Below are 19,217 nucleotides of genomic sequence, written 5' to 3'. Positions count from 1 at the left end.
CGGCGCGAATACGGTGTCTAATACCATTAGAAACTTTGCATCAACCTGTTTTATCAAATTTCAGTTGTTTGAGTATTCTGGAAGGTGAGTCCCACTCACCCTCTGGAAACCAGATTGGGCTAATTCCATGGCTTGCGAGAAATTGGTCTCGGGCTCGGCGCTCTGCTTCATCAGTTGGTGCGTTTAATATAGCAAAGTGTTTAGGCATGTATTCTTTGTGTGTGTCATAAAGCTCTCTTAGTATATGAAGGTAGCGGTCAGATATTAGGCTGCATCCCATGAAAATTACGCTGAAGCTGCCAAATATTTTACTTAGGAGGGTTGGGATTGGGTGGTCATAATTAATGCCGGCTTCCCCGTAGGCAGCGTTATATTCCTCAAGGGTTAAGACTCTATTGCGTTGTTCGTCAATACCGCCATGCAGTTTTAGTAGGTAGTTATAGCCACTATAAATGGCTCTAACAAAGCGTCCGCTATGTTCATTTCCGACTGGTTTTTCTCTGAATGGCTCGCCAAGAGACTCCAAGCAGTTTTCAAGTACGTCGTCAAAATTGGTGGTGATCATGCAGCCACTAAAGAGTCCTGACAATTCTGCGCAGGGGCTAAGTGATGGTGTTATCCTAGGGCCCTGGAAAACGCGCTGGAAATCTCTGCTGAATACTGGAAGTGTTTGCGCCTGAATGACTTCATTCATCACGAGTTCTTGTTCACCTGCCTGGATGCGTACACGAACTTCGTCTTCATTAATTCCAGCCTTTCTAGCTTGGTCAGCGATGTAATTTGACCAAGATGGGCAGCCTGCAGATACGGAGAAGCCTGCACCAATAAATGGTATTACAATACTGTGACGCTTTATAATGCCCAGAAGCTCGTCATATGTACCTTCATTTTCTGGGAACTGTTCTATCCATAGATTCGAATACTTAGCCTGTTCTTGGTCTGCACGAAATATCTGTTGATATGTGGGCTGGTCTGCGAAAAAAATAGCCTTGCTGATTGGCTCGATTTGTTGTTCTCCGTCAGGTGTTCGAAGTATAAGTTCGTATCCTTCTATGTCACCTTCATCGAGCCGTTTATTGAAATCTTCGTTGCGTTGATAATCATGATGGCTATCTATGAGTTCGGCGGATTTTTCTATTGCAGCTAGGATTGTTTTGGCAGTACTCATGCCAGTCCCTCGACGATGAGTGCGCTGGAAATTAAATTATGTACATTATATGACGTGCTGATTTTTATTTTGATCGCTTCGCAGATGTTCATAACTTGATCGGCTGCATTTACAATGCGATTTTGTTCGGCGAGAGGTGGGATTGGAAGTGCCCAGTTGTTTAGTGCACTCATCCCGATGTTGGCCTGGTTTGCAGTGCCAGTAGAGCTTCTAAAAATCGGATCAAGTAGTCGCTGATCTTGAAGGATTAGGGTCAGAAACTTCTGGTTGATATATTGAGTTCTAATTGCGCAAAGGCGTTGATTCAGAAAAAGTGGGCTTTTTTCTAAATGCTTCTCCTCAATCAGAACGGAGTACATGTAGTCCTGCTTGCCTTTGGTTCCTGTCATGGTCAAAACTATATCGCCCGCAACAAGAGAAAAATCAAATGTGTCGCGTGCCAGATCATTTGATATGAATGCTGGATTTGTTTCTAATCGAAGCATGCCGGGACGTATATTTCCCATACGTATAACCTGATTTTTTCCTACCTCGCTGAACGCTTCGCTTTTATAGGCTAAGCCACTTTTCAGTTCTGAAAAGCTGGAAATTCGTGCCCACTCCCAATTTTGAGGTATCGCAAAAAGTTTTTCCTCTTCGGTAATTTCTGTGAGGTTTTTTTGCTTTTTAAATCGTCCCTCATTCGCTAACTGTTGCCTATCTGACACAATTCTCCCAAGCAGCTTGTTAGCCGGCTCGTCGTTGGGATCTTGTGGAGCAAGTTTGCCCATCACGGCCAGTTGCAGCAGGGTTTGTTTAAGGGTGTCGATGCTGAATTCGGTGGTGAATAGGGTGTGAAAGTGTTCGGCTAAGCGCTGCCAGCTGGCGGCGAAGTCGGTGGCGTCGCTGGCTTGGGTCAGGCTGTCGAGTAGTGCCTGTACCAGTTGGGCGTGGGCGCTTTCGGCGTCGGCCTGCTGGGCTTCCAGCCGGTCGCACAGGGCCATTAGCTCATCGACTTTGGCGACGATACGGTGTTGTTCGGCGATGCCTGGTAGCGGAAGGGGAATAGCCTCCCACTTTCCTTTATTCAAAATCGCTATGGTTGTACTGGATGACTCGCTCCAGGCTTTGGCTTGGAAGTATGGGGAGCGTGCAGCAATCTTCAGATATTGGGGGAGACCTTTGTAAAGGGTTGCCGAGTTGATTTGTTGATTAAAAGAGCAGTCTCGATCAATCAGGTTGCACTTGCCAATAGTGCCGATACAAACCATCAGAAGGGAGCCGGCTTGTGCTATTCGGCCACTTTGGGATGCACCCAGGGACGACAAGCTTTCGCCGTTATAGTCAACTTTGTTTGGATAGATGTCGCCGGGTTTTATAAATGGCACATCCGAGCCAAATAGCTCGGGTTGGCTCTTGCTCGGCGTTGTACCTGTTTGCGTCAGGCAAATTTCGCCGAGGCGAGTCCACAGCCATCCCGCAGGTAACTCAAACGGCTCTTCTTCATCCGATATTTCCGCCAGTGAATTCTGCTTTTTAATCTTCCCCTCAGCCAACAATCGCACCTTTTTCTCGGCAATTCGCTTAAGCAACTCAGTGGCCGGTTCATCACTCGGATCTTGTGGAACCAACTTGCCGCGCACCGCCAATTCCAGAATCAGCTCCCGCAGCTTTTTAATGCCATTGGGCGCACCGGCCAGCAGCGGCAGGTTGTCGGTAAGCAACGCCGTCATACCTCACGCTCCAGGGCTTCAGCCAGCACGGCTTTAAGCTGGTCACGCAGGTCGCTGATTTCGCCTTGCAGGTTGGCGTAGTTACGCAGCAGCTCGTCGGGGTCTTGGCTGATCTGTTCGTCGATATGCGGGTTTTTGCAGTCTAGGTTCCAGTTGCGCGCTTGCAGCTCTTCGATTCTGACCTGCCAGGCGAACTCATTCTCCACCCGCGCAGCAAAGCCATCGCCTTCGTTACCCCACCAGGTTTCTTCCACGGCGAATTCTTCGATGCGCATGGGACGGGTCTTGGAGTAGTTCTTTACCCCGGCCGGGTACTGGTGCTCGTAGAACCACACCTGTTTGGTTGGTGTGCCCTTGGTGAAGAACAGCAGGTTGGTCTTGATGCCGGTGTAGGGGTTGAACACGCCATTGGGCAGGCGAACGATGGTGTGCAGGTTGCACTCAGTGAGCAGCTTTTCCTTGATGCGGCTCTTGATACCCTCGCCAAACAGAAAGCCATCGGGCAGCACCACGGCGGCGCGGCCACCGTCTTTCAGCAACTGCATGATCAGCACCAGAAACAGGTCGGCGGTTTCCCTGGTGCGAAAGGCGGCGGGGAAATTGGTTTCGATACCGTCTTCTTCCATGCCGCCGAACGGCGGGTTGGCGACGATGCAGTGCACGCGTTCGCTCGGCCCCCAACTGATCAGCGGTTTGCTCAGGGTGTTGTCGTGGCGGATCTGGCTGGGCACTTCGATGCCGTGCAGGATCATATTGGTGGTGGCCAACAGGTGCGGCAGCGGCTTTTTCTCCACGCCGAAGATGCTGGATTGCAGTGTGCGTTCGTCTTCGGCGGTTTTTACATAGCGGCTGCGCTTGTGCTCGATGGCGCAGGTGAGAAAGCCGCCGGTGCCGCAGGCCGGGTCTAAGACCTTTTCATCCAGCTTGGGATCGACCATGCGCACCATAAATTCGGTGACCGGGCGCGGGGTGTAGAACTCGCCCGCGTTGCCGGCGTTCTGCAGGTCTCGCAGCAATTGCTCGTAGAGGTTGCCGAACTCGTGGCGTTCCTGGGCCTTGTTGAAGTCCACGCCTTCCTGAATCTTATTGATCACCTGGCGCAGCAGCTGACCGGATTTCATGTAGTTGTAGGCGTCTTCAAACACGCTGCGCACCACGAAGGCCGAGGGCGTGTTGCTGTACTCGTGCAGGTTCTGCAACTGGGGGAATAGGTTGTTGTCGATAAAGTCCTTCAGTGCATCGCCGGTCATGCCCTCAGGGTCGGCGGCCCAGGTGCGCCAGCGGCAGCTGTCGGGGATGGGCGATTTGTAGTTGTCGTCCATCAGCTCCCATTCCAGCTCGCGGTCATCGAATATCTTGAGGAACAGCAGCCAGACCAGCTGGCCAATGCGCTGGGCGTCGCCATCGACGCCGACGTCTTTGCGCATGATGTCCTGGATGGATTTGATGGTGGAGCTGATGGACATAACGAATTCTCGGTCGGTGTGGCAAAGCGGGGATTGTAATGGAGTTGGCGGCTTAGGTGGACAAGGCTGCGCCGTTGCCCACCCTACGGGTAGAGCGGGTTAGCTGGCGTACAGCGCGTCTTCCAGTTCATGGATAGCTTTGTTGTAGCCAGCTTTGCCGCCAAAGGCTTTAACCAATTCTATGGGTGCACCGAGCTGGTTAAAGGGATCGAGCTGAAGGATTTTGATGTCTTCGATGTGCTCAATACCGGTGTCGGCGTATTTATCCAGCAGCGCTTCCAGCACCTGGCGGGCTGCACCGGAATATTTGGAGAAGTAATTGCGCTTTTTCACCTGTTCGGCGCGTTCTTTACGCGACAGTGGCGGTTGGTCGAAGGCGACGTGGCAGATCAAATCAAACGGATCAAGGGGCTTGCCCTGTTTCTTTTCCACTTCTTCGGCCAGGGCTTCCCACATCACGCCCTGGGCGGCCATTTCGTCGATGATGGCCTTTTTCTGCTGGGCATCACTCCAACGGCGCAGAAAGTCGTCCAGCGAGGCGAACTGCCTTTGCACGCAGGTGCGGGTGTAGTCGTGCAGCGATTCGGTGACCAGCCGACCATCAGGGCCGTAGTACTGCACACGCTCGGCGATGACATAGATCGGAATGCTGTCGATGACGTACTTGATGCGCCTCTTGCCGTCTTCCTCGCCGGTAAAGTCCAGATCATCACCTTCTCCATCGCTGCCTGCGCTGATGCCATCGCCTTCAAGTAAATCGTCGGGCGGGACTGGCGGCTCGATGCCTTCAGGGGCGTAGACCACCACCGGGTCGCCGTCGAAGGCCGGGTCGGCAAACAGCTCGGTGGCCTTCTTGAAGTCCATGATGGTGAACCAATATTTGCCGAAGTCTTCATTGATGCGGGTGCCACGGCCGATGATCTGCTTGAACTCGGTCATCGACTTGATGTGCTGGTCGAGCACGATCAGCTTGCAAGTCTGCGCATCGACACCGGTGGTCATCAGTTTGCTGGTGGTAGCGATGACCGGGTAGCGCTCTTCCGGGTTGATGAAGTTATCCAGCTCGGCCTTGCCTTCCTGATCATCGCCGGTGATGCGCATGACGTACTTGCGGTTCTCAGCCACGCGCTCGGGGTTGAGGTTGACCAAGGCCTGGCGCATACGCTCGGCGTGATTGATATCGTCGCAGAAGACGATGGTTTTCTGGAACGGGTCGGAGGCCCTGAGGAACTCGGTGACCTTCTGCGCCACCAGTTGGGTACGCGCCTCAATGACCAGAGTGCGATCCATGTCCTTAAGGTTGTAGATGCGGTCTTCGATCAGCTCGCCATTCTTGTCAAGCATGCCCTTGGGTGGGCGCCAGCCTTGCAGGTCTTTGTCGAAGTCGATCCGCACCACTTTATAGGGTGCGAGAAAACCGTCCTCAATGCCCTCTTTGAGGGTGTAGCTGTACACCGGCTCACCGAAGTAGGTGATGCTGGACACCTCTTTGGTTTCCTTCGGTGTTGCGGTGAGGCCGACATGGGTGGCGTTGGAGAAGTAGTCAAGAATCTCGCGCCAGGCGGAGTCCTCGGCGGCGCTGCCACGATGGCATTCGTCGATCACGATCAAGTCGAAGAAGTCGCGGGAGAACTGCTTGTAGACGTTCATCTCTTCTTCAGCGCCAGTCACCGCCTGATAGAGCGACAGGTAGATCTCGTAGGAGGTGTCTATCTGGCGTCTGGCGATTTTGGTCATCGCCTGGCCGAAGGGCTTAAAATCGTTGTTCTTTGTCTGGTCGATCAGGATGTTGCGGTCGGCAAGGAACAGGATTCTTTTTTTCTGTTTTGATTTCCACAGTCGCCAGATGATTTGAAAGGCGGTGTAGGTTTTTCCGGTGCCAGTTGCCATTACCAGCAGAACGCGGTCCTGCCCGCGCGCTACCGCCTCAACGGTGCGGTTGATGGCGTTCATTTGGTAATAGCGCGGCATACGTCCGGAGCCGTCGTCGTAGTAGGGCGCTTCTATCTTGTGTTGAGCAGCATTGTCCAACCCCTTCCATTGGCAGTAGCGGTGCCAAAGTTCGGCAGGACTAGGGAACTGATCCAAGGAGAGTTCAGTTTCGACCTTGCTGCCTGTCCCGCTGCGATCATGAAAGAGGAAGCCATCGCCATTGCTGGAGAATACGAACGGCACATCCAACGCCTCTGCATAGCCAAGAGCTTGCTGCATACCGGAGCCAATGGAGTGCTTGTTATCCTTCGCCTCGATCACAGCGATGGGGAGGTTGGCTTGGTGGTAGAGAATGAAGTCTGCACGGCGTGCTTCGCCCCGGCTGTGAAGCTTGCCACGGACCATAATCCGGCCTTTGGTGAAGCTGACCTCCTCACGCACCTGTTTGTGCATGTCCCACCCAGATTGCTGGATAGCTGGGGTGATGTATTTACTACAGATGTCCCGCTCGGAAAGTGATTTCTTGTCCATTGCTGGCTATGTCCCTATGACGTGCTGTGGACTTTATCAGAAGGGCTAGAGGCATGCTGCCAGTATTGAGGGCCGGCACTCTCAGCATCGGCCGTCAGGCATGCGTATGCCCTGACAGCGGTTGAAAACCCATGGTTTTTCTAGTCGTCGGGCGAGCAGCCGTACGGTCAGTAGATAGTAATACTGTGAAGCACCACTTCGTTCTTTCAGGCGTTGCTCGAGAAACCAAACCAAATGCTTTCTCTGCCAGGCCCAAGGCGTTTCTCGCTGCCAGCGCTCTGCTATTTCAGCCTGGATGATTTTTGCCTGTCGCACATGGCGTTGTTGGGTTGCATGCGAGCCCGTCAGCACACCAGCCAAGAACAGCTCCATATCGAATGGCTTACTCATGTCCGTCCGCCAATGTAGGCAGCGACCACGTCGATCCGACCGTGCCCAAGCTCGTAACTGATTCGCCTCCGGGCCTCGCCATCAAGGTTCCTATCTACCTGGTAACATTTGCCACCATTGATTGGCGCGGGGCATTGGGTGATCTGCTCGTAGCGCTCACATGCGTACGCCGCTCGTAGCTCATGGAAGCCTTTGAGGTTGTGTGCATGCAGGATATCCCGCGCAGGGCGGATGATTTGTTGTAGGAGATTGAGGTAGCTTTCGTCTGGTGCAATCAGATTGCGGCTACCCGCAGGCGACACCTGCCGTGCAAACCCAAGGGCATCTCGAACATGGTCGTCCACCGCAATCCAACGCGGCGCCGAGGCTCCGGCGCGGCCTCCTTTGGTGCCATCCTGAATGTTGATCCTACCTAAGTCGTTAGCCTCACGGCTCAACCGTGGCAGGTCCGCCAAGATAGCCTCACGCAAGCGCATGCCGGTGGCTCGTGCCAACAGGACTATCGCGGCGGCCCGCAGCTGATGATGGCTGCAAAGCACATCGACAATCTGCTTAACCTGTTCGCGTTCTTGGCCCTGAGGCACCGAGTGTCGAACCCCGGTGCGCTGCATACCCAATGCTTTGCTCGGACTGGGCAATTTCACGTACTGATCACCGCGAAGCGCTGCCATGGTCCTGTTAACGCTGGATAGCCGATTTTGTGCGGTGCTGACGGCGAGATCACCGCGCCTAACCATGTCGCGCAGATACGCCGCATAGTCGGCCAACACTTTCCGATCAATCTGCCGCGCATCGTTGATACCCGGTCCCTGTTCGGAGCGGCACCACTTTACGAATGCCAACCACCGGTCACAGTGCGCTTTGACCGTTCCGTAATGACCACCGCCGAACATGTCTTTCAGTGCCTGCGGCCCTGCATAGCTCAATTGCCTGCCGTAGCCAAAATTGCGGCCGTCGCGCCTACCCACCAATGCCATGTCGGTCACCTCATCGTTCGCTCTCCGATCCTCGCCCCACGTCATCCCGCCAAGAATGCTGAGTGTTATCAGGGATCAAGGCCCCTGCGACCTGTGGGGAATGTCCACTACGCGGGACTGGCGGCTCCTTACGTCCGGGAGCAAGGGCATCTCATGATCTGGCCTCCTGAGCACCGTTACCGGTGGGCGGGTGGAGGCAGCGCTGGCTGACGAGACCAGCGCCTGAAGATCCTGAGCCGGGTAAACGCAGCGGTGCGATGACCGGCGCATGCCTGACTGTCAGTCAGGTGCAGTCCATTCCCTGGTCTGCGGCACCATCATCTGCAGCGCTGTTGCTGGTGAAATCGGCGTTTGTCACGCCAATTGTCACGAGAGGAGTTGCCGCAAAGCCAAGTGCGATGAGGGCTGCAGCAGTGTTAGAAGCGCCCGTCTCTTTCCAGTAGAAAGAGACGGGCGCAGGTTGGCGCAAGATTTGGCCAAGCGGATAGGTTGCTGCAGGGCAGCGAAGTAGGAAGTGTCGTCTGGCGCACGAGGGCCATGATCTGAAGTAGGCATCCATCACCGGGGAGGTGACCGGGCGAGCTGCCGGATGCTAATCGCCATTTGGGGGCGAACCACCGCGAGAGCGGCGTGACCTTCAAGGTTCGGGTCACCTGGGTTGCTGTCATCGACAGCGCTTGCACGGCCAGTTCTACGCCTGTGGATAAACCCGGTCAAGGGTCGAAATTCGGCGCTACTAGGGACGTGAAAACCAATTATCTACCGGTGGAATTCCGTGGCAAACCCCGGACAACGTGGTCGCTTTTAGCTCTTCAAAGTAAGGTCCCTCCAAACAGGGCGGCTTTGCAGCCCTGTTTGGAGGGACCCGCGCTGAGAAGCGGATAAGCGAGGCTGCTTGCCCCGAATCTTGAACGTTCAGTTGTTGTTGCTACTGCACTTCTTACGCCTGTACAGCGCTAGCGAATCGGCACCACGTTCTTGTCTCTGACTTGGCTGTAAGCTGAGGCGAGCAGGCTACCGGTGGCGGCTTTCTGGATGTACTCACTCCACCAAGCCATCATCGGACGTCGACGCTCGATGTAGTCGGCTCGGTTGTAGGCGCTGCGCACCTCATCCTTGTCGACATGCGCCAGTGCGACCTCAATGAGTTCCGGGTCCCACCCATGTTCATTCAAGATGGTGCTGGCCATAGAGCGCATGCCGTGGCTGACCAAGCGATCCTGGAAGCCCATCCGTTTCAACGCCATGTTGGCGGTCTGGCTATTGGCATGAGTACGCGGATTTCGGTCCGCCGGGAAGACGTATTCGCGATGGCCGCTGTGAGTCTTCAGTGACTGCAACAGTGCGACAGCGTGATCACTCAACGGGATGCTGTGAGGGCGGCGCTTCTTCATCCGCTCCGGCGGGATAGTCCAGACACGTCTTTCAAAGTCGATGTCAGCCCAGCGAGTAGTTGCCGCCTCGGCGGGGCGAGTCATCGTGTGCAACTGCCACTCGATCAGGCAGCGGGTCGTGCGTTTGATACTGGCGTTCGCGATTTCCAGCATGAGCTCCGGGAGCTCTTCTGGCGGAAGCGCAGCCATGTTCTCTTTCTTGGGCTTTTTGAATACTGCCCTGATGCCGGTGAGTGGGTTGGCGAAGATCAGTCCGGAGTTGACGCCGTAGGTCATGATCTCGTTTAGCCGCTGGCTGAGACGCTTGACCGTTTCCAGGCTGCCTTTCGCTTCGATTGGGCGAAGCAGTCCGATCACCATCGGTGCAGTGATTTTCGCGAGTGGGGTCGTCTTCAAATCGGGGAACACGTGCAGCGTGAGCGAACGCCAAATGTCCTCGGCGTAGGCCGGGGTAACCGAGTCTTTTTTGAGCTCGAACCAGGCGGTGGCCACGTTCTCGAAGGTGTGTTCGGTTTCCGCGCGTTTGGCTTCATTCAACGTATTGCGCTGCACCTTCGGATCGATGCCTTGGGCGAGCAGCTCGCGAGCTTCGACTGCCTTCTTTCGTGCGTTCGCCAGTGACAGTTCGGGATAGGTCCCGAAGCCAATGTTGATGCGCTTCTTGGTCACCGGTTCGCGGTAGTTGAAATTCCACAGCAACGAGCCGTTGCTGCGTACCCGGAGCTGCAAACCGTCACCGTCCGTGAGGACGTAATCCTTGGACGCGGGTTTGACTCCCTTGAGCTGTCGATCGGAGAGGCGGAGGTTTTGAGCAGGCATGAGATCGTCCTCAAGCACTGATTCGGTATTCCAAAGATTAGCACCGGATGAGCTGGAATACCGTCTGGAATACCCGAACGGCTGGAACTCAAAAACTCTCAAAAGACCGAAAAATCGCTGGAAGCCGCGTATTTACTGGGTTTCAGGCACAAAAAAAGACGTCCGTGGACGTCTTTAGATGAAGAAGTGGTGGAGCCGGGGGGATTTGAACCCCCGTCCGCCAGTACTCCGCTGTCGGTACTACATGCGTAGCCGTGTCTATTAAGTTAACCCTCAGCGACCCGACGGGCAGGGTGCTTTGGGCGAGTTGTGTAAGTTTTAGCCGCTTCGTCCACAACGTACTGCACGGCGATTCCGTTCTATATGACAATCACTTTGGGTTTACGGACATCCCCTGGTGATTGCTGGACCCGAAGGTACCAGAAGGGAAGGGCTAAGGCTGCTTACGCAGCGAGAGCGTATTCCCCGTAGGTTTCGTCATTGGCAACTATAGGAAGTTGCAACAGTGGATTTACGAGTTCTGTTACCAACTCGGCATGCACCTAAAGTTTCGCAACCGGCGTCGAATCCTAAACGGCCCCGAACCTGGCGTTCCGTGAATCTGTTGGAGCGGCAGGCATGTGCAGTGTACGCCAATCCGCGTCTGAGGCCAACCCGAAGGTTGGCCGGGCGCGACATTACTGCTGATCGCCTTTGGTGTTGTTCTGCAATTTCTGAATGGCTTGAGTGGTCAGCGAGATGCATTCCTTCGTGCCCTGCTCGGTACCTTTGGCCTGGGCAGCGGAGGCCTGCTGGATAGTGGCATCGATGTCAGATTTCATGCTTTCACTCATTTCCTCGGTGCTGACCTTGGCGTCCTTGATTTTTTGCAGGTTGACTTGGCAAAGGTCTGCCTGGCTATTTGCAAACACCGGAGAGGCCAACATCGCAGCGGAAATGAACAAGCCAGCAAGTGCGGTGCGCTTCATGTGTATCTCCTTGAACGTATGGTCTCGGTGCTGTCGGATGTCACGGACAGGCCGAGTTGGGGTAGGGCCCAGCGGAGCCGGGCCTATTCAAGTGACTACAGCGAAGTGCAGGAATTCGATTTTTCTTCGAATCCCGTCGCAGAGTCCTCGCCCTTGTTGGGTTTGGGCCGGGTGACGCGGTCGACCAGATACACCAACCCGTGGTAGTCGATTTCCCCATGACGTGTCAGACCGATCTCGCATGTGCGGCTGGTGGAAATCCCTTCGCTGCAATGCTGTACCGCCCCTTTCAGCGAGCGCAACGAATGGGCGTTCAGCTCCGGCGTGGTGAAGCCTTTGTCACCGGCAAAACCACAGCAATGAATGCCTTCCGGGATGACCACGTTATTGCTGCACTTGCGCACCAGATCGATCAGCGCCTGGCTTTCTCCTAGGTGTTGCGTGCTGCAGGTGACATGAACTGCGATGGGCGCTTCCTGAGGCGTGAAGTCGAGGCGATCCATCAGGTGCGTGCGGATGAAGCGCACCGGGTCATACAGGTCCAGGCGCACGTCGCCGAGGTCCTGGACCAATCGCAGTGTGCAAGGGCTTGTGTCGCAGTAAATCGGATCGAGTCCGCCGCGACTGGCGTGCAGCAGCGCGCCGATCAGTTCCTGGCGCTTATGCTCGGCTTGTTCGGCATAGCCTTTGGACGCGAAAGGCTGGCCGCAGCAAAGGCTGTCTACGTTGTCCGGAAAAACGACTTGATAGCCGGCCTTTTCCAGCAGGCCTCGGGTTTTGTCATGCAGCGACATCTGTTCCCTGTCGCCCGCGGCAGGGCCCATGACCCGCGACACACAGGCCGCCAGATAAACCACCCTGGGTCGTTCATCCGACACGGCGGGACTGAAGCGAATGGCCCTTTCCGGCTGCGGCATGGCGTTGGTCCACTGTGGAACTTGCCCTTTGGATAGCCGCGTCAGGCCTGCCGACAAACGTGCCAGGCGCGGTGCCCCCAAGAGCATTCGCGCACCATTGGCGACATGCAGCGTAAAGCGCGCCCCTTGCAGTGCGGTAGCGAAATTGCCGGCAAGCCAATCAGCGGTTTTCGTACGCGTTGCACTGCGGCCACGGAGCTTTTTCACCAGTTCGCCGGTGTTGATTCCTACAGGGCAACGTTGGGCGCAAAGCCCGGTGGCGGCGCAGGTGTCGATGCCCTGGTATTGATAAGCCGTTTCCAGCTCCGAGGTATCGGTTCCGTCGCGTTTTTTCGCCTGGATATCTCGCCAGATCACAATGCGCTGACGCGGGCTCAGCGTCAGGTCCTTGGACGGACAGACCGGCTCGCAGAAGCCGCACTCGATGCACTTGTCCACAATCTCATCGGCGGCAGGCAAGGGCTTGAGGTGCTTGAGGTGAATCTGTGGATCCTCGCTGAGCACCACATCCGGGTTGAGAATGCCATTGGGATCGAGCAGGCGCTTGAGCTGCCACATCAATTGATAGGCGTCGCTGCCCCATTCCAGCTCGACGAACGGCGCCATGTTGCGGCCGGTGCCGTGTTCGGCTTTGAGCGAGCCACCGAATTCCACCGCCACCAATTGCGCCACGTCATCCATGAACGCTTGGTAGCGTGCGACTTCGTCGGCGCTGTTGAAGCCTTGGGTGAAGACGAAGTGCAGATTGCCTTCCAGCGCGTGTCCGAAAAGGATCGCTTCGTCGTAGTGATGCTTGTCGAACAGCGCGATCAGGCGGTTCACACCGATCGCCAGTTGCTCGACCGGGAAGGTCACGTCTTCGATGATCACGGTGGTTCCGGTCTTGCGGACCGCGCCCACGGCTGGGAAGGTGTCCTTGCGGATCGCCCAGAGCCGGGCGTTTTCCCGTGGGTCTTCAGTGAAATCGACCTGCTTTTCCACCGGGAAACCTGCCAGCGAGGCCATGATCAGGGCCAGTTGCTCTTGCAATAACGATGACGAAGCCGCGCGGGATTCGATCAGCAAGGCGCAGGCATTGTTCGACAGATGCTGTACGAAATCTGGCATGCCCGGCTTGTCCTGCACCGAACGCAGGCTGCGACGGTCCAGCAGCTCGACCGCGGAGACCGGCTGGCTTTTCAGCACGGTGACGGCGTTGCAGCAGGTTTCGACGTCAGGGAAGACGATCAGCGCCGACGCCTTGTTCGGGTGATCGATGACCGTGTTGTAGGTCACCGCGCTGATGAAACCGAGGGTTCCTTCGGAGCCCACCAGCAAGTGGCTCAAGATATCCACAGGCTCGTCGAAGTCCACCAGGGCGTTGAGTGACAGGCCGGTGGTATTTTTCAGACGGTATTTGTGGCGAATTCGGGTGGCCAGTTCCGTGTTGGCGCGGGTTTCGCGACCCAGGATCGCCAGTTGCTCCAACAGTTCACCATGGCTTGTGCGAAAAGCCGCCACGCTGGCGGCGTCTTCGGTGTCCAGGCGCGTGCCGTCAGCCAGGACCAGGCGGATGCCGGCGAGGGTGTGATAAGTATTCTGCGCCGTGCCGCAGCACATGCCGCTGGCGTTGTTGGCGACGATACCGCCTATCTTGCAGGCATTGATCGACGCCGGGTCCGGGCCGATCTTGCGTCCGAATGGGGCTAGCCAGGCGTTGGCCTGGGCGCCGATGACGCCGGGTTGCAAGCGAATCTGGTGGCCTTGCTCGCGAATTTCCCGGCCGTTCCAGTTATCTCCAAGCACGATCAGCACCGAATCGCTGATGGCTTGGCCTGACAAGCTGGTACCGGCGGCGCGGAACGTGACCGGAACCTGGTCGCGTTGGGCCAGTTTCAGCAGGGCGATGACTTCATCTTCGGATTCGACGCGCACCACCAGTTTCGGAATCAGCCGATAGAAACTGGCGTCGGTGCCGAAGGCCAGGGTGGACAAGGGATCGTCAAAGCGTCGTTTTTGCGGGATCAGTTGGTATGCGTCGCGCAGGAAAGGGGCCGGAAGCGTCATTGGTCCTCCAGGATCAGTACCACCAGGTCCTTCGGACCATGGGCGCCGTAAGCCAGGACTTGCTCGATATCGGCGGTTTTCGATGGGCCGGACACCAGCAGGGCATTGGTTGGCATGCCCTGGGCCCACGCGAATTCCTGTTGCACTTCATAGAAGTTGTCGCGAATCTCGCTGGCCTTGAGCAGGGCGAAATGCACCGGTGGGACGAGGCTCATCAGACGCGGTTCTTCCCGTGTCGGCCAGAGAATCAGGCTGCCGGTGGCGGCGATGGCGCCAAGGGTGCCGGTCAGGCTGGCCGGGGTGTGGTTGAACAGTTCGGCTTTCCATTCTTCTACAGGCCGGTCGTAGGCCTTTAGAGCTGGCAGGTCCGGATTATTCGCCCAGAACTGTACGATTTTTTGTCCGTGAGGCGTTGTCGGCGCGATCAACAGGCTCGGCAGTTGTCGGTCTCGCAGTAGTTGCGCCAACAGTGCCGGCCAGGCTTCGCCGGAGGTCAGGTGGATCTCGGTGTGGACCGCTTCCATTTGCTTGCGCAATTGCGGGATGCGTTCTTCAGGCGCATAGCGGTAGGTCTGCGTCACCAGTTCAACGTCATAGGTGTCGGCAACCGGCGTGGTGCCGGTCAGGCTTTTACGCAGCTTGGCGAGGATATTTTCCTTGGCGCTCATCAGCGGTCTCCCTGCGGGTTCAGGTGGTCGCGGGCCAGGTCATGCAGTGAGCGGGCGGCGGGTTTCGGGGCGCTGTGGTTCTGCGTCCACGGGCCGACATTTTGCGGTGCCAGGGCGCGCAGGCGTGTGGCAAGGAAAGCAAACAATCGGTACAGCCGTGGCGAGCTGTTTAGCCGGGCCCAGGCATTCCAGATGAACCGTTCCTTGGCCGAGTATTTACTGCCCTGGCCGCGCATGATCGGGTTGGGACTGTCCGGCGCCTTGACGTTTTCCTCCCGCAGCCGCCGCAGCAGGGCTGGGATCGGAATCTTCACCGGGCATACTTCGCCGCAGGCTCCGCACAGCGAAGATGCGCTCGGGTGATCCGGCACCTTCGCCAGGCCGACCATGTGCGGTGTGATGATTTTTCCGATAGGCCCTGGGTAAACCTCCCCGTAGGCATGGCCACCGATTCGGGTATAGACCGGGCAATGGTTCATACAGGCGCCGCAGCGGATGCAATTCAGGGTCTGGCGCAGTTCGCTGTCGGCAAACGCCTGGCTGCGACCGTTATCGAGCAAGACCAGGTGGACTTCCTGGGGACCGTCCAGTTCGTCAGGCTTGCGCGGCCCGGAGATCATGTTGACGTAGGTGGTGATCGGTTGGCCGAGGGCCGAGCGGGTCAGCAGCGAGAGCAGCGGCACCACATCGCGCAGGTTTTCCACGACCTTTTCGATGCCAGTCACGGCAATGTGCACCGGCGGCACCGTAGTGGACATCCGCCCGTTACCCTCGTTCTCCACCAGCAGCAGGGTGCCGGTTTCGGCGACGGCAAAGTTGACGCCGGAAACGCCAATGTCAGCTTCGAAGAATTTCTGCCGCAAGACCTTGCGACCGATCTGAATGAGTTGGTCAACGTCCTTGGTGTACTCCACGCCGAGTTTGTCGTGGAACAAGGACGCGACCTGACCGGCATTCTTGTGGATCGCCGGCATAATGATGTGTGAAGGCTTCTCGTGATCGAGCTGGACGATGTATTCCCCCATGTCGGATTCGAGACATTCAATGTCCCGAGCCTCGAGGAAATGGTTCATCTCCATCTCTTCGCTGACCATCGATTTGCCCTTGATCACTTGCCGCGCCTCGTGAGCGCGGATGATCGAAAGGACGATGCCGTTGGCTTCGTCCACCGTTTCCGCCCAGTGTACTTTCACACCGTTGCGGGTCAGGTTGCTTTCAAGTTGCTCGAGCAGGTCGGGCAGCTTGGATAACGCACGGGCGCGGACAGCGTTGCCCAGCACTCGCAAATGTTCTCTTTCGTGGGCATCGCTGAAAGACGTTGCCCGTTTGGTCATCAGTGAATCCATCGCGCTGCGAAAGTTATTTCGCAGTTGCGTGTCGTCCAGCGCTTTGTGGGCGCGGGCGCGAAAATCATTCCCCACTTCAACGGTCGGGATCAGCGTCGGCGTGCTCATGCGGCACCTCCGGTTCGCTGCCAGAGGAAGCTCGCCAGGTGTTGGCCGCGCAACGCTTCCTGCTGTTTTTCCAGGGCGCCATTGATATTCATCAAGCACCCACAATCGGCGCTGACCACCTGATGCGCGCCGGATTCCTTCAGTGCCCGGGTCTTGTCGGCCACCATCGCGCCGGAAATGTCCGGCATGCGAACGCTGAACGTCCCACCAAAACCACAGCACTCACTTTCATGACTGTGTTCGACGCGTTCCACATTGCGCAACTGCGCCAACAACGCACGGCCATGCAGGTGGGTATTCATTTCCCGGCGTGCCGAGCAGGACGTATGCAGCGCAACCTTCACCGGCGTGCCGCCGTCGTTCAATTGCACCTTGCAGACGAACAACAGGAACTCGGCCAGCTCATAGGTCCTGGCAGCCAGCGCCTGGACCTGCTTGAGCGTTTGCGGCTCGTCCTTGAACAAGTCGGCGTAATGTTCACGCAGCATGCCGAGCGCACGAGCCCGACGGCACGACCACCGGATAATCCCCGGCAAACAACGCCAGTTGCGCCCGCGCCACCGTCCGCGCCTGCTCGGTGTATCCGGACGTGTACGCCGGCTGCCCGCAGCACGTTTGCCCTTGCGGATACTCCACTCGGATCCCTTCGCGTTCGAGCAGATGAATCGCATCCATCCCGGCCTCGGGATAGAACAGGTCCACCACGCATGTCCCGAACAGGTAGACCCGAGGAGGTTTCTCGCTGGGGTACTGCCGAGGTTCGGGCAGGGGCGGGGCGACACGGGTCGCGTTCGGTACGGCGTTGTAAAAAAGCTCGCTCATCAGGCGTGTCTCCGGGTGGTCCCGGTTATCCGTCCGCTGAGGCTGCTGAATATAGTGAGGAAATCTTTCAGCAGCCTTGCAGACCCGGTTGTGAATAGCAGACGCCGAATCACGGTTCGGCGTCGGTTTTTTCAGTGTTTCGTGTAGTAATTAGTGAACCAGCATGCCGGTGAACCAGTAGGCCTGGGCCAGCGTGATCAGGCCAACGATCGTTGCAAAGAATAGGCTGTGTTTCAGGGTGAAACGGAACAGATCCGATTCCTTGCCTACCAGCCCGGTCGCCGCGCAGGCCACGGCGATCGATTGTGGCGAGATCATCTTGCCGGTCACGCCGCCGCTGGTATTGGCCGCCACCAGCAAGGTGTCGTTGACGCCGATCTGGTGCGCGGTGGTGGCTTGCAGCGAGCTGAACAGCGCGTTGGACGACGTGTCGGAGCCGGTCAGGAACACGCCCAGCCAACCCAGGAACGGCGAGAAGAACGGGAACGCCGCGCCAGTGCCGGCCAATACCAGGGCCATGGTCGAGGACATGCCGGAGTAGTTGGTGACAAACGCGAACGCCAGCACCATGCCGATGGACAGGATGGGCCAGCGCAACTCGAAAAGGGTCTCTTTGAAAGTGGTAAGACCAGTTTTGACGTTGATTTTCAATACCAGCATCGAGATCAGCGCTGAGAAGAAAATCGCCGTACCGGTGGCGGAAATCGGATCAAGCTTGAACACGGCCGGGATGGCGGTCGGGTTGACCACGATAGGTGCGGACTTGATGACCAATTGATCCAGGTGCGGAATAGCGAAGTTGAACACCCAGGCGTACATCGAGCCGCCAGCGGCGAACATCGCCTTGAAGGGTTTCAAGGTCCAGATCGTGACCAGCACGGTGAGAATCAGGAAAGGCGACCAGGCCTTGATGATTTCCCCCAGGCTGTAGGGCGACGCCACGGTGCTGCGCGGCTGGCCGAAACCACCGGCGCTGGCGGTGACTGTTGCGCTGGAGGTGGCGCCCGCAATCTGGGCGCCTGCAGTGCGCTTGGGCTGCCAGACTTTCAGGAACAGCGTCAGGGAAATCAGGCTGGCCAGGGCGGACGTGATGTCCGGCAGTTCCGGGCCGATGAAGTTCGAGGTGAAATACTGGGTGATGGCGAAGCTCAAGCCTGCCACCAGCGCCGCCGGCCAGGTTTCCCGCACGCCACGCAGGCCGTCCATCATGAACACCAGCCAGAACGGCACGAATAGCGACAACAACGGCAGTTGGCGACCGGTCATGGCGCCGATCTTGAACGCGTCGATCCCGGTGACCTGCCCGGCCACGATGATCGGGATACCCAGCGCGCCAAAGGCGACCGGTGCCGTGTTGGCGATCAGGCACAGGCCAGCGGCATACAAGGGGTTGAAGCCCAGGCCGACCAGCAGGGCCGCGGTGATTGCCACGGGTGCGCCGAAACCGGCGGCACCTTCGAGGAATGCGCCGAAGCAAAAGCCGATCAATAGCACTTGCAGGCGTTGGTCATCGGTAATCGACAGCACCGAGCTGCGGATGACCTCGAACTGGCCGCTCTTGACCGTGAGTTTGTAGAGGAACACTGCGGCGACGATGATCCAGGCGATGGGCCACAAACCGTAGGCAAAACCATAGCCGGCGGCGGCGAAAGCCATATCTGCAGGCATATTGAACGCGAAGATCGCCACGGCAATCGCCAGGGCCAGGGTGATACTGCCGGCCACGTGTCCCTTCAGGCGAAACACCGCCAGGGCCAGGAAGAAAAACACGATGGGAATGACGGCCGCGAGTGCGGACAAGCCTAGGCTGCCGAGCGGGCTGTAAAGCTGTTGCCAGGTTTGCATATTGGGTGAGCCCCTAATTGTTGTTGGTCAGGCACTGGTCAGTGTTTCTGGTTAATTGGTAATACCAATTTACAAGCGCTGTCGGCTAGGGTAAAAGCCTTGGTTGTC

12 protein-coding genes, 1 other RNA gene and 1 pseudogene are annotated in these 19,217 nt (G+C 57.1%); all 14 read right to left on the bottom strand.

Features of this window, described 5'->3' with window-relative positions; translation table 11 throughout:
* Positions 1-40: 40 nt before the first annotated feature.
* Positions 41-1,168 carry an SIR2 family protein gene (locus tag AB4N42_RS27875; RefSeq protein WP_460115616.1) on the bottom strand — a complete coding sequence of 376 codons (1,128 nt, stop codon included), beginning with the start codon at positions 1,166-1,168 and terminating at the stop codon, positions 41-43.
* A complete protein-coding gene (locus AB4N42_RS27870; RefSeq protein ID WP_460115615.1) occupies positions 1,165-2,880 on the bottom strand; it encodes a restriction endonuclease subunit S in 1,716 nt (571 codons plus the stop codon). Before AB4N42_RS27870 ends, AB4N42_RS27875 begins: the two co-directional genes overlap by 4 nt.
* Positions 2,877-4,346 (bottom strand): type I restriction-modification system subunit M, encoded by a 1,470-nt coding sequence (locus AB4N42_RS27865; RefSeq protein ID WP_460115614.1) that lies wholly within the window; start codon positions 4,344-4,346, stop codon positions 2,877-2,879. The genes AB4N42_RS27870 and AB4N42_RS27865 overlap by 4 nt, the downstream gene beginning before the upstream one ends.
* A gap of 99 nt (positions 4,347-4,445) precedes the next feature.
* Positions 4,446-6,809, bottom strand: a complete 2,364-nt coding sequence (hsdR, locus tag AB4N42_RS27860) for an EcoAI/FtnUII family type I restriction enzme subunit R (protein ID WP_460115613.1) — start codon at positions 6,807-6,809, stop codon at positions 4,446-4,448.
* 81 nt (positions 6,810-6,890) lie between these two features.
* Positions 6,891-7,199, bottom strand: coding sequence for a hypothetical protein (locus tag AB4N42_RS27855; RefSeq protein ID WP_460115612.1), 309 nt, complete (start codon positions 7,197-7,199; stop codon positions 6,891-6,893).
* The gene (locus AB4N42_RS27850) at positions 7,196-8,176 is read right to left on the bottom strand and encodes an integrase domain-containing protein (protein ID WP_460115610.1); all 981 of its coding nucleotides are present in this window, start codon (positions 8,174-8,176) and stop codon (positions 7,196-7,198) included. The genes AB4N42_RS27855 and AB4N42_RS27850 overlap by 4 nt, the downstream gene beginning before the upstream one ends.
* 956 nt (positions 8,177-9,132) lie before the next feature.
* A complete protein-coding gene (locus tag AB4N42_RS27845) occupies positions 9,133-10,389 on the bottom strand; it encodes an integrase domain-containing protein (protein ID WP_460115609.1) in 1,257 nt (418 codons plus the stop codon).
* A 187-nt stretch (positions 10,390-10,576) separates the two neighbouring features.
* Positions 10,577-10,970: a transfer-messenger RNA gene (gene ssrA / locus AB4N42_RS27840) on the bottom strand.
* Positions 10,971-11,066: 96 nt separating this feature from the next.
* Positions 11,067-11,357, bottom strand: coding sequence for a hypothetical protein (locus tag AB4N42_RS27835; RefSeq protein WP_030139763.1), 291 nt, complete (start codon positions 11,355-11,357; stop codon positions 11,067-11,069).
* Positions 11,358-11,452: 95 nt separating this feature from the next.
* Entirely contained in the window at positions 11,453-14,320 is a 2,868-nt protein-coding gene (locus AB4N42_RS27830; RefSeq protein WP_030139764.1) for an FAD-binding and (Fe-S)-binding domain-containing protein, read from the bottom strand.
* On the bottom strand, positions 14,317-14,988 hold the full coding sequence (locus AB4N42_RS27825) for a LutC/YkgG family protein (protein WP_198797622.1): 672 nt from the start codon (positions 14,986-14,988) through the stop codon (positions 14,317-14,319). The genes AB4N42_RS27830 and AB4N42_RS27825 overlap by 4 nt, the downstream gene beginning before the upstream one ends.
* Positions 14,988-16,442, bottom strand: coding sequence for a LutB/LldF family L-lactate oxidation iron-sulfur protein (locus AB4N42_RS27820; protein WP_030139766.1), 1,455 nt, complete (start codon positions 16,440-16,442; stop codon positions 14,988-14,990). The genes AB4N42_RS27825 and AB4N42_RS27820 overlap by 1 nt, the downstream gene beginning before the upstream one ends.
* Positions 16,439-17,264, bottom strand: a pseudogene (locus AB4N42_RS27815) ((Fe-S)-binding protein). The gene AB4N42_RS27820 and the pseudogene AB4N42_RS27815 overlap by 4 nt, the downstream one beginning before the upstream one ends.
* 150 nt (positions 17,265-17,414) lie before the next feature.
* The gene (locus AB4N42_RS27810) at positions 17,415-19,109 is read right to left on the bottom strand and encodes a lactate permease LctP family transporter (protein ID WP_030139768.1); all 1,695 of its coding nucleotides are present in this window, start codon (positions 19,107-19,109) and stop codon (positions 17,415-17,417) included.
* Between the last annotated feature and the right edge of the window lie 108 nt (positions 19,110-19,217).

The organism is Pseudomonas sp. H2_D02, from assembly GCF_054677635.1.
This window is presented reverse-complemented; position numbering and strand designations above follow the sequence as displayed.

Coding starts and splice junctions, on each gene's coding strand:
- AB4N42_RS27810 (WP_030139768.1), bottom strand. CDS start 19,109: ATGCAAACCTGGCAACAGCTTTACAGCCCGCTCGGCAGCCTAGGCTTG.
- AB4N42_RS27830 (WP_030139764.1), bottom strand. CDS start 14,320: ATGACGCTTCCGGCCCCTTTCCTGCGCGACGCATACCAACTGATCCCG.
- hsdR (WP_460115613.1), bottom strand. CDS start 6,809: ATGGACAAGAAATCACTTTCCGAGCGGGACATCTGTAGTAAATACATC.
- AB4N42_RS27865 (WP_460115614.1), bottom strand. CDS start 4,346: ATGTCCATCAGCTCCACCATCAAATCCATCCAGGACATCATGCGCAAA.
- AB4N42_RS27850 (WP_460115610.1), bottom strand. CDS start 8,176: ATGGCATTGGTGGGTAGGCGCGACGGCCGCAATTTTGGCTACGGCAGG.
- AB4N42_RS27870 (WP_460115615.1), bottom strand. CDS start 2,880: ATGACGGCGTTGCTTACCGACAACCTGCCGCTGCTGGCCGGTGCGCCC.
- AB4N42_RS27835 (WP_030139763.1), bottom strand. CDS start 11,357: ATGAAGCGCACCGCACTTGCTGGCTTGTTCATTTCCGCTGCGATGTTG.
- AB4N42_RS27855 (WP_460115612.1), bottom strand. CDS start 7,199: ATGAGTAAGCCATTCGATATGGAGCTGTTCTTGGCTGGTGTGCTGACG.
- AB4N42_RS27825 (WP_198797622.1), bottom strand. CDS start 14,988: ATGAGCGCCAAGGAAAATATCCTCGCCAAGCTGCGTAAAAGCCTGACC.
- AB4N42_RS27820 (WP_030139766.1), bottom strand. CDS start 16,442: ATGAGCACGCCGACGCTGATCCCGACCGTTGAAGTGGGGAATGATTTT.
- AB4N42_RS27845 (WP_460115609.1), bottom strand. CDS start 10,389: ATGCCTGCTCAAAACCTCCGCCTCTCCGATCGACAGCTCAAGGGAGTC.
- AB4N42_RS27875 (WP_460115616.1), bottom strand. CDS start 1,168: ATGAGTACTGCCAAAACAATCCTAGCTGCAATAGAAAAATCCGCCGAA.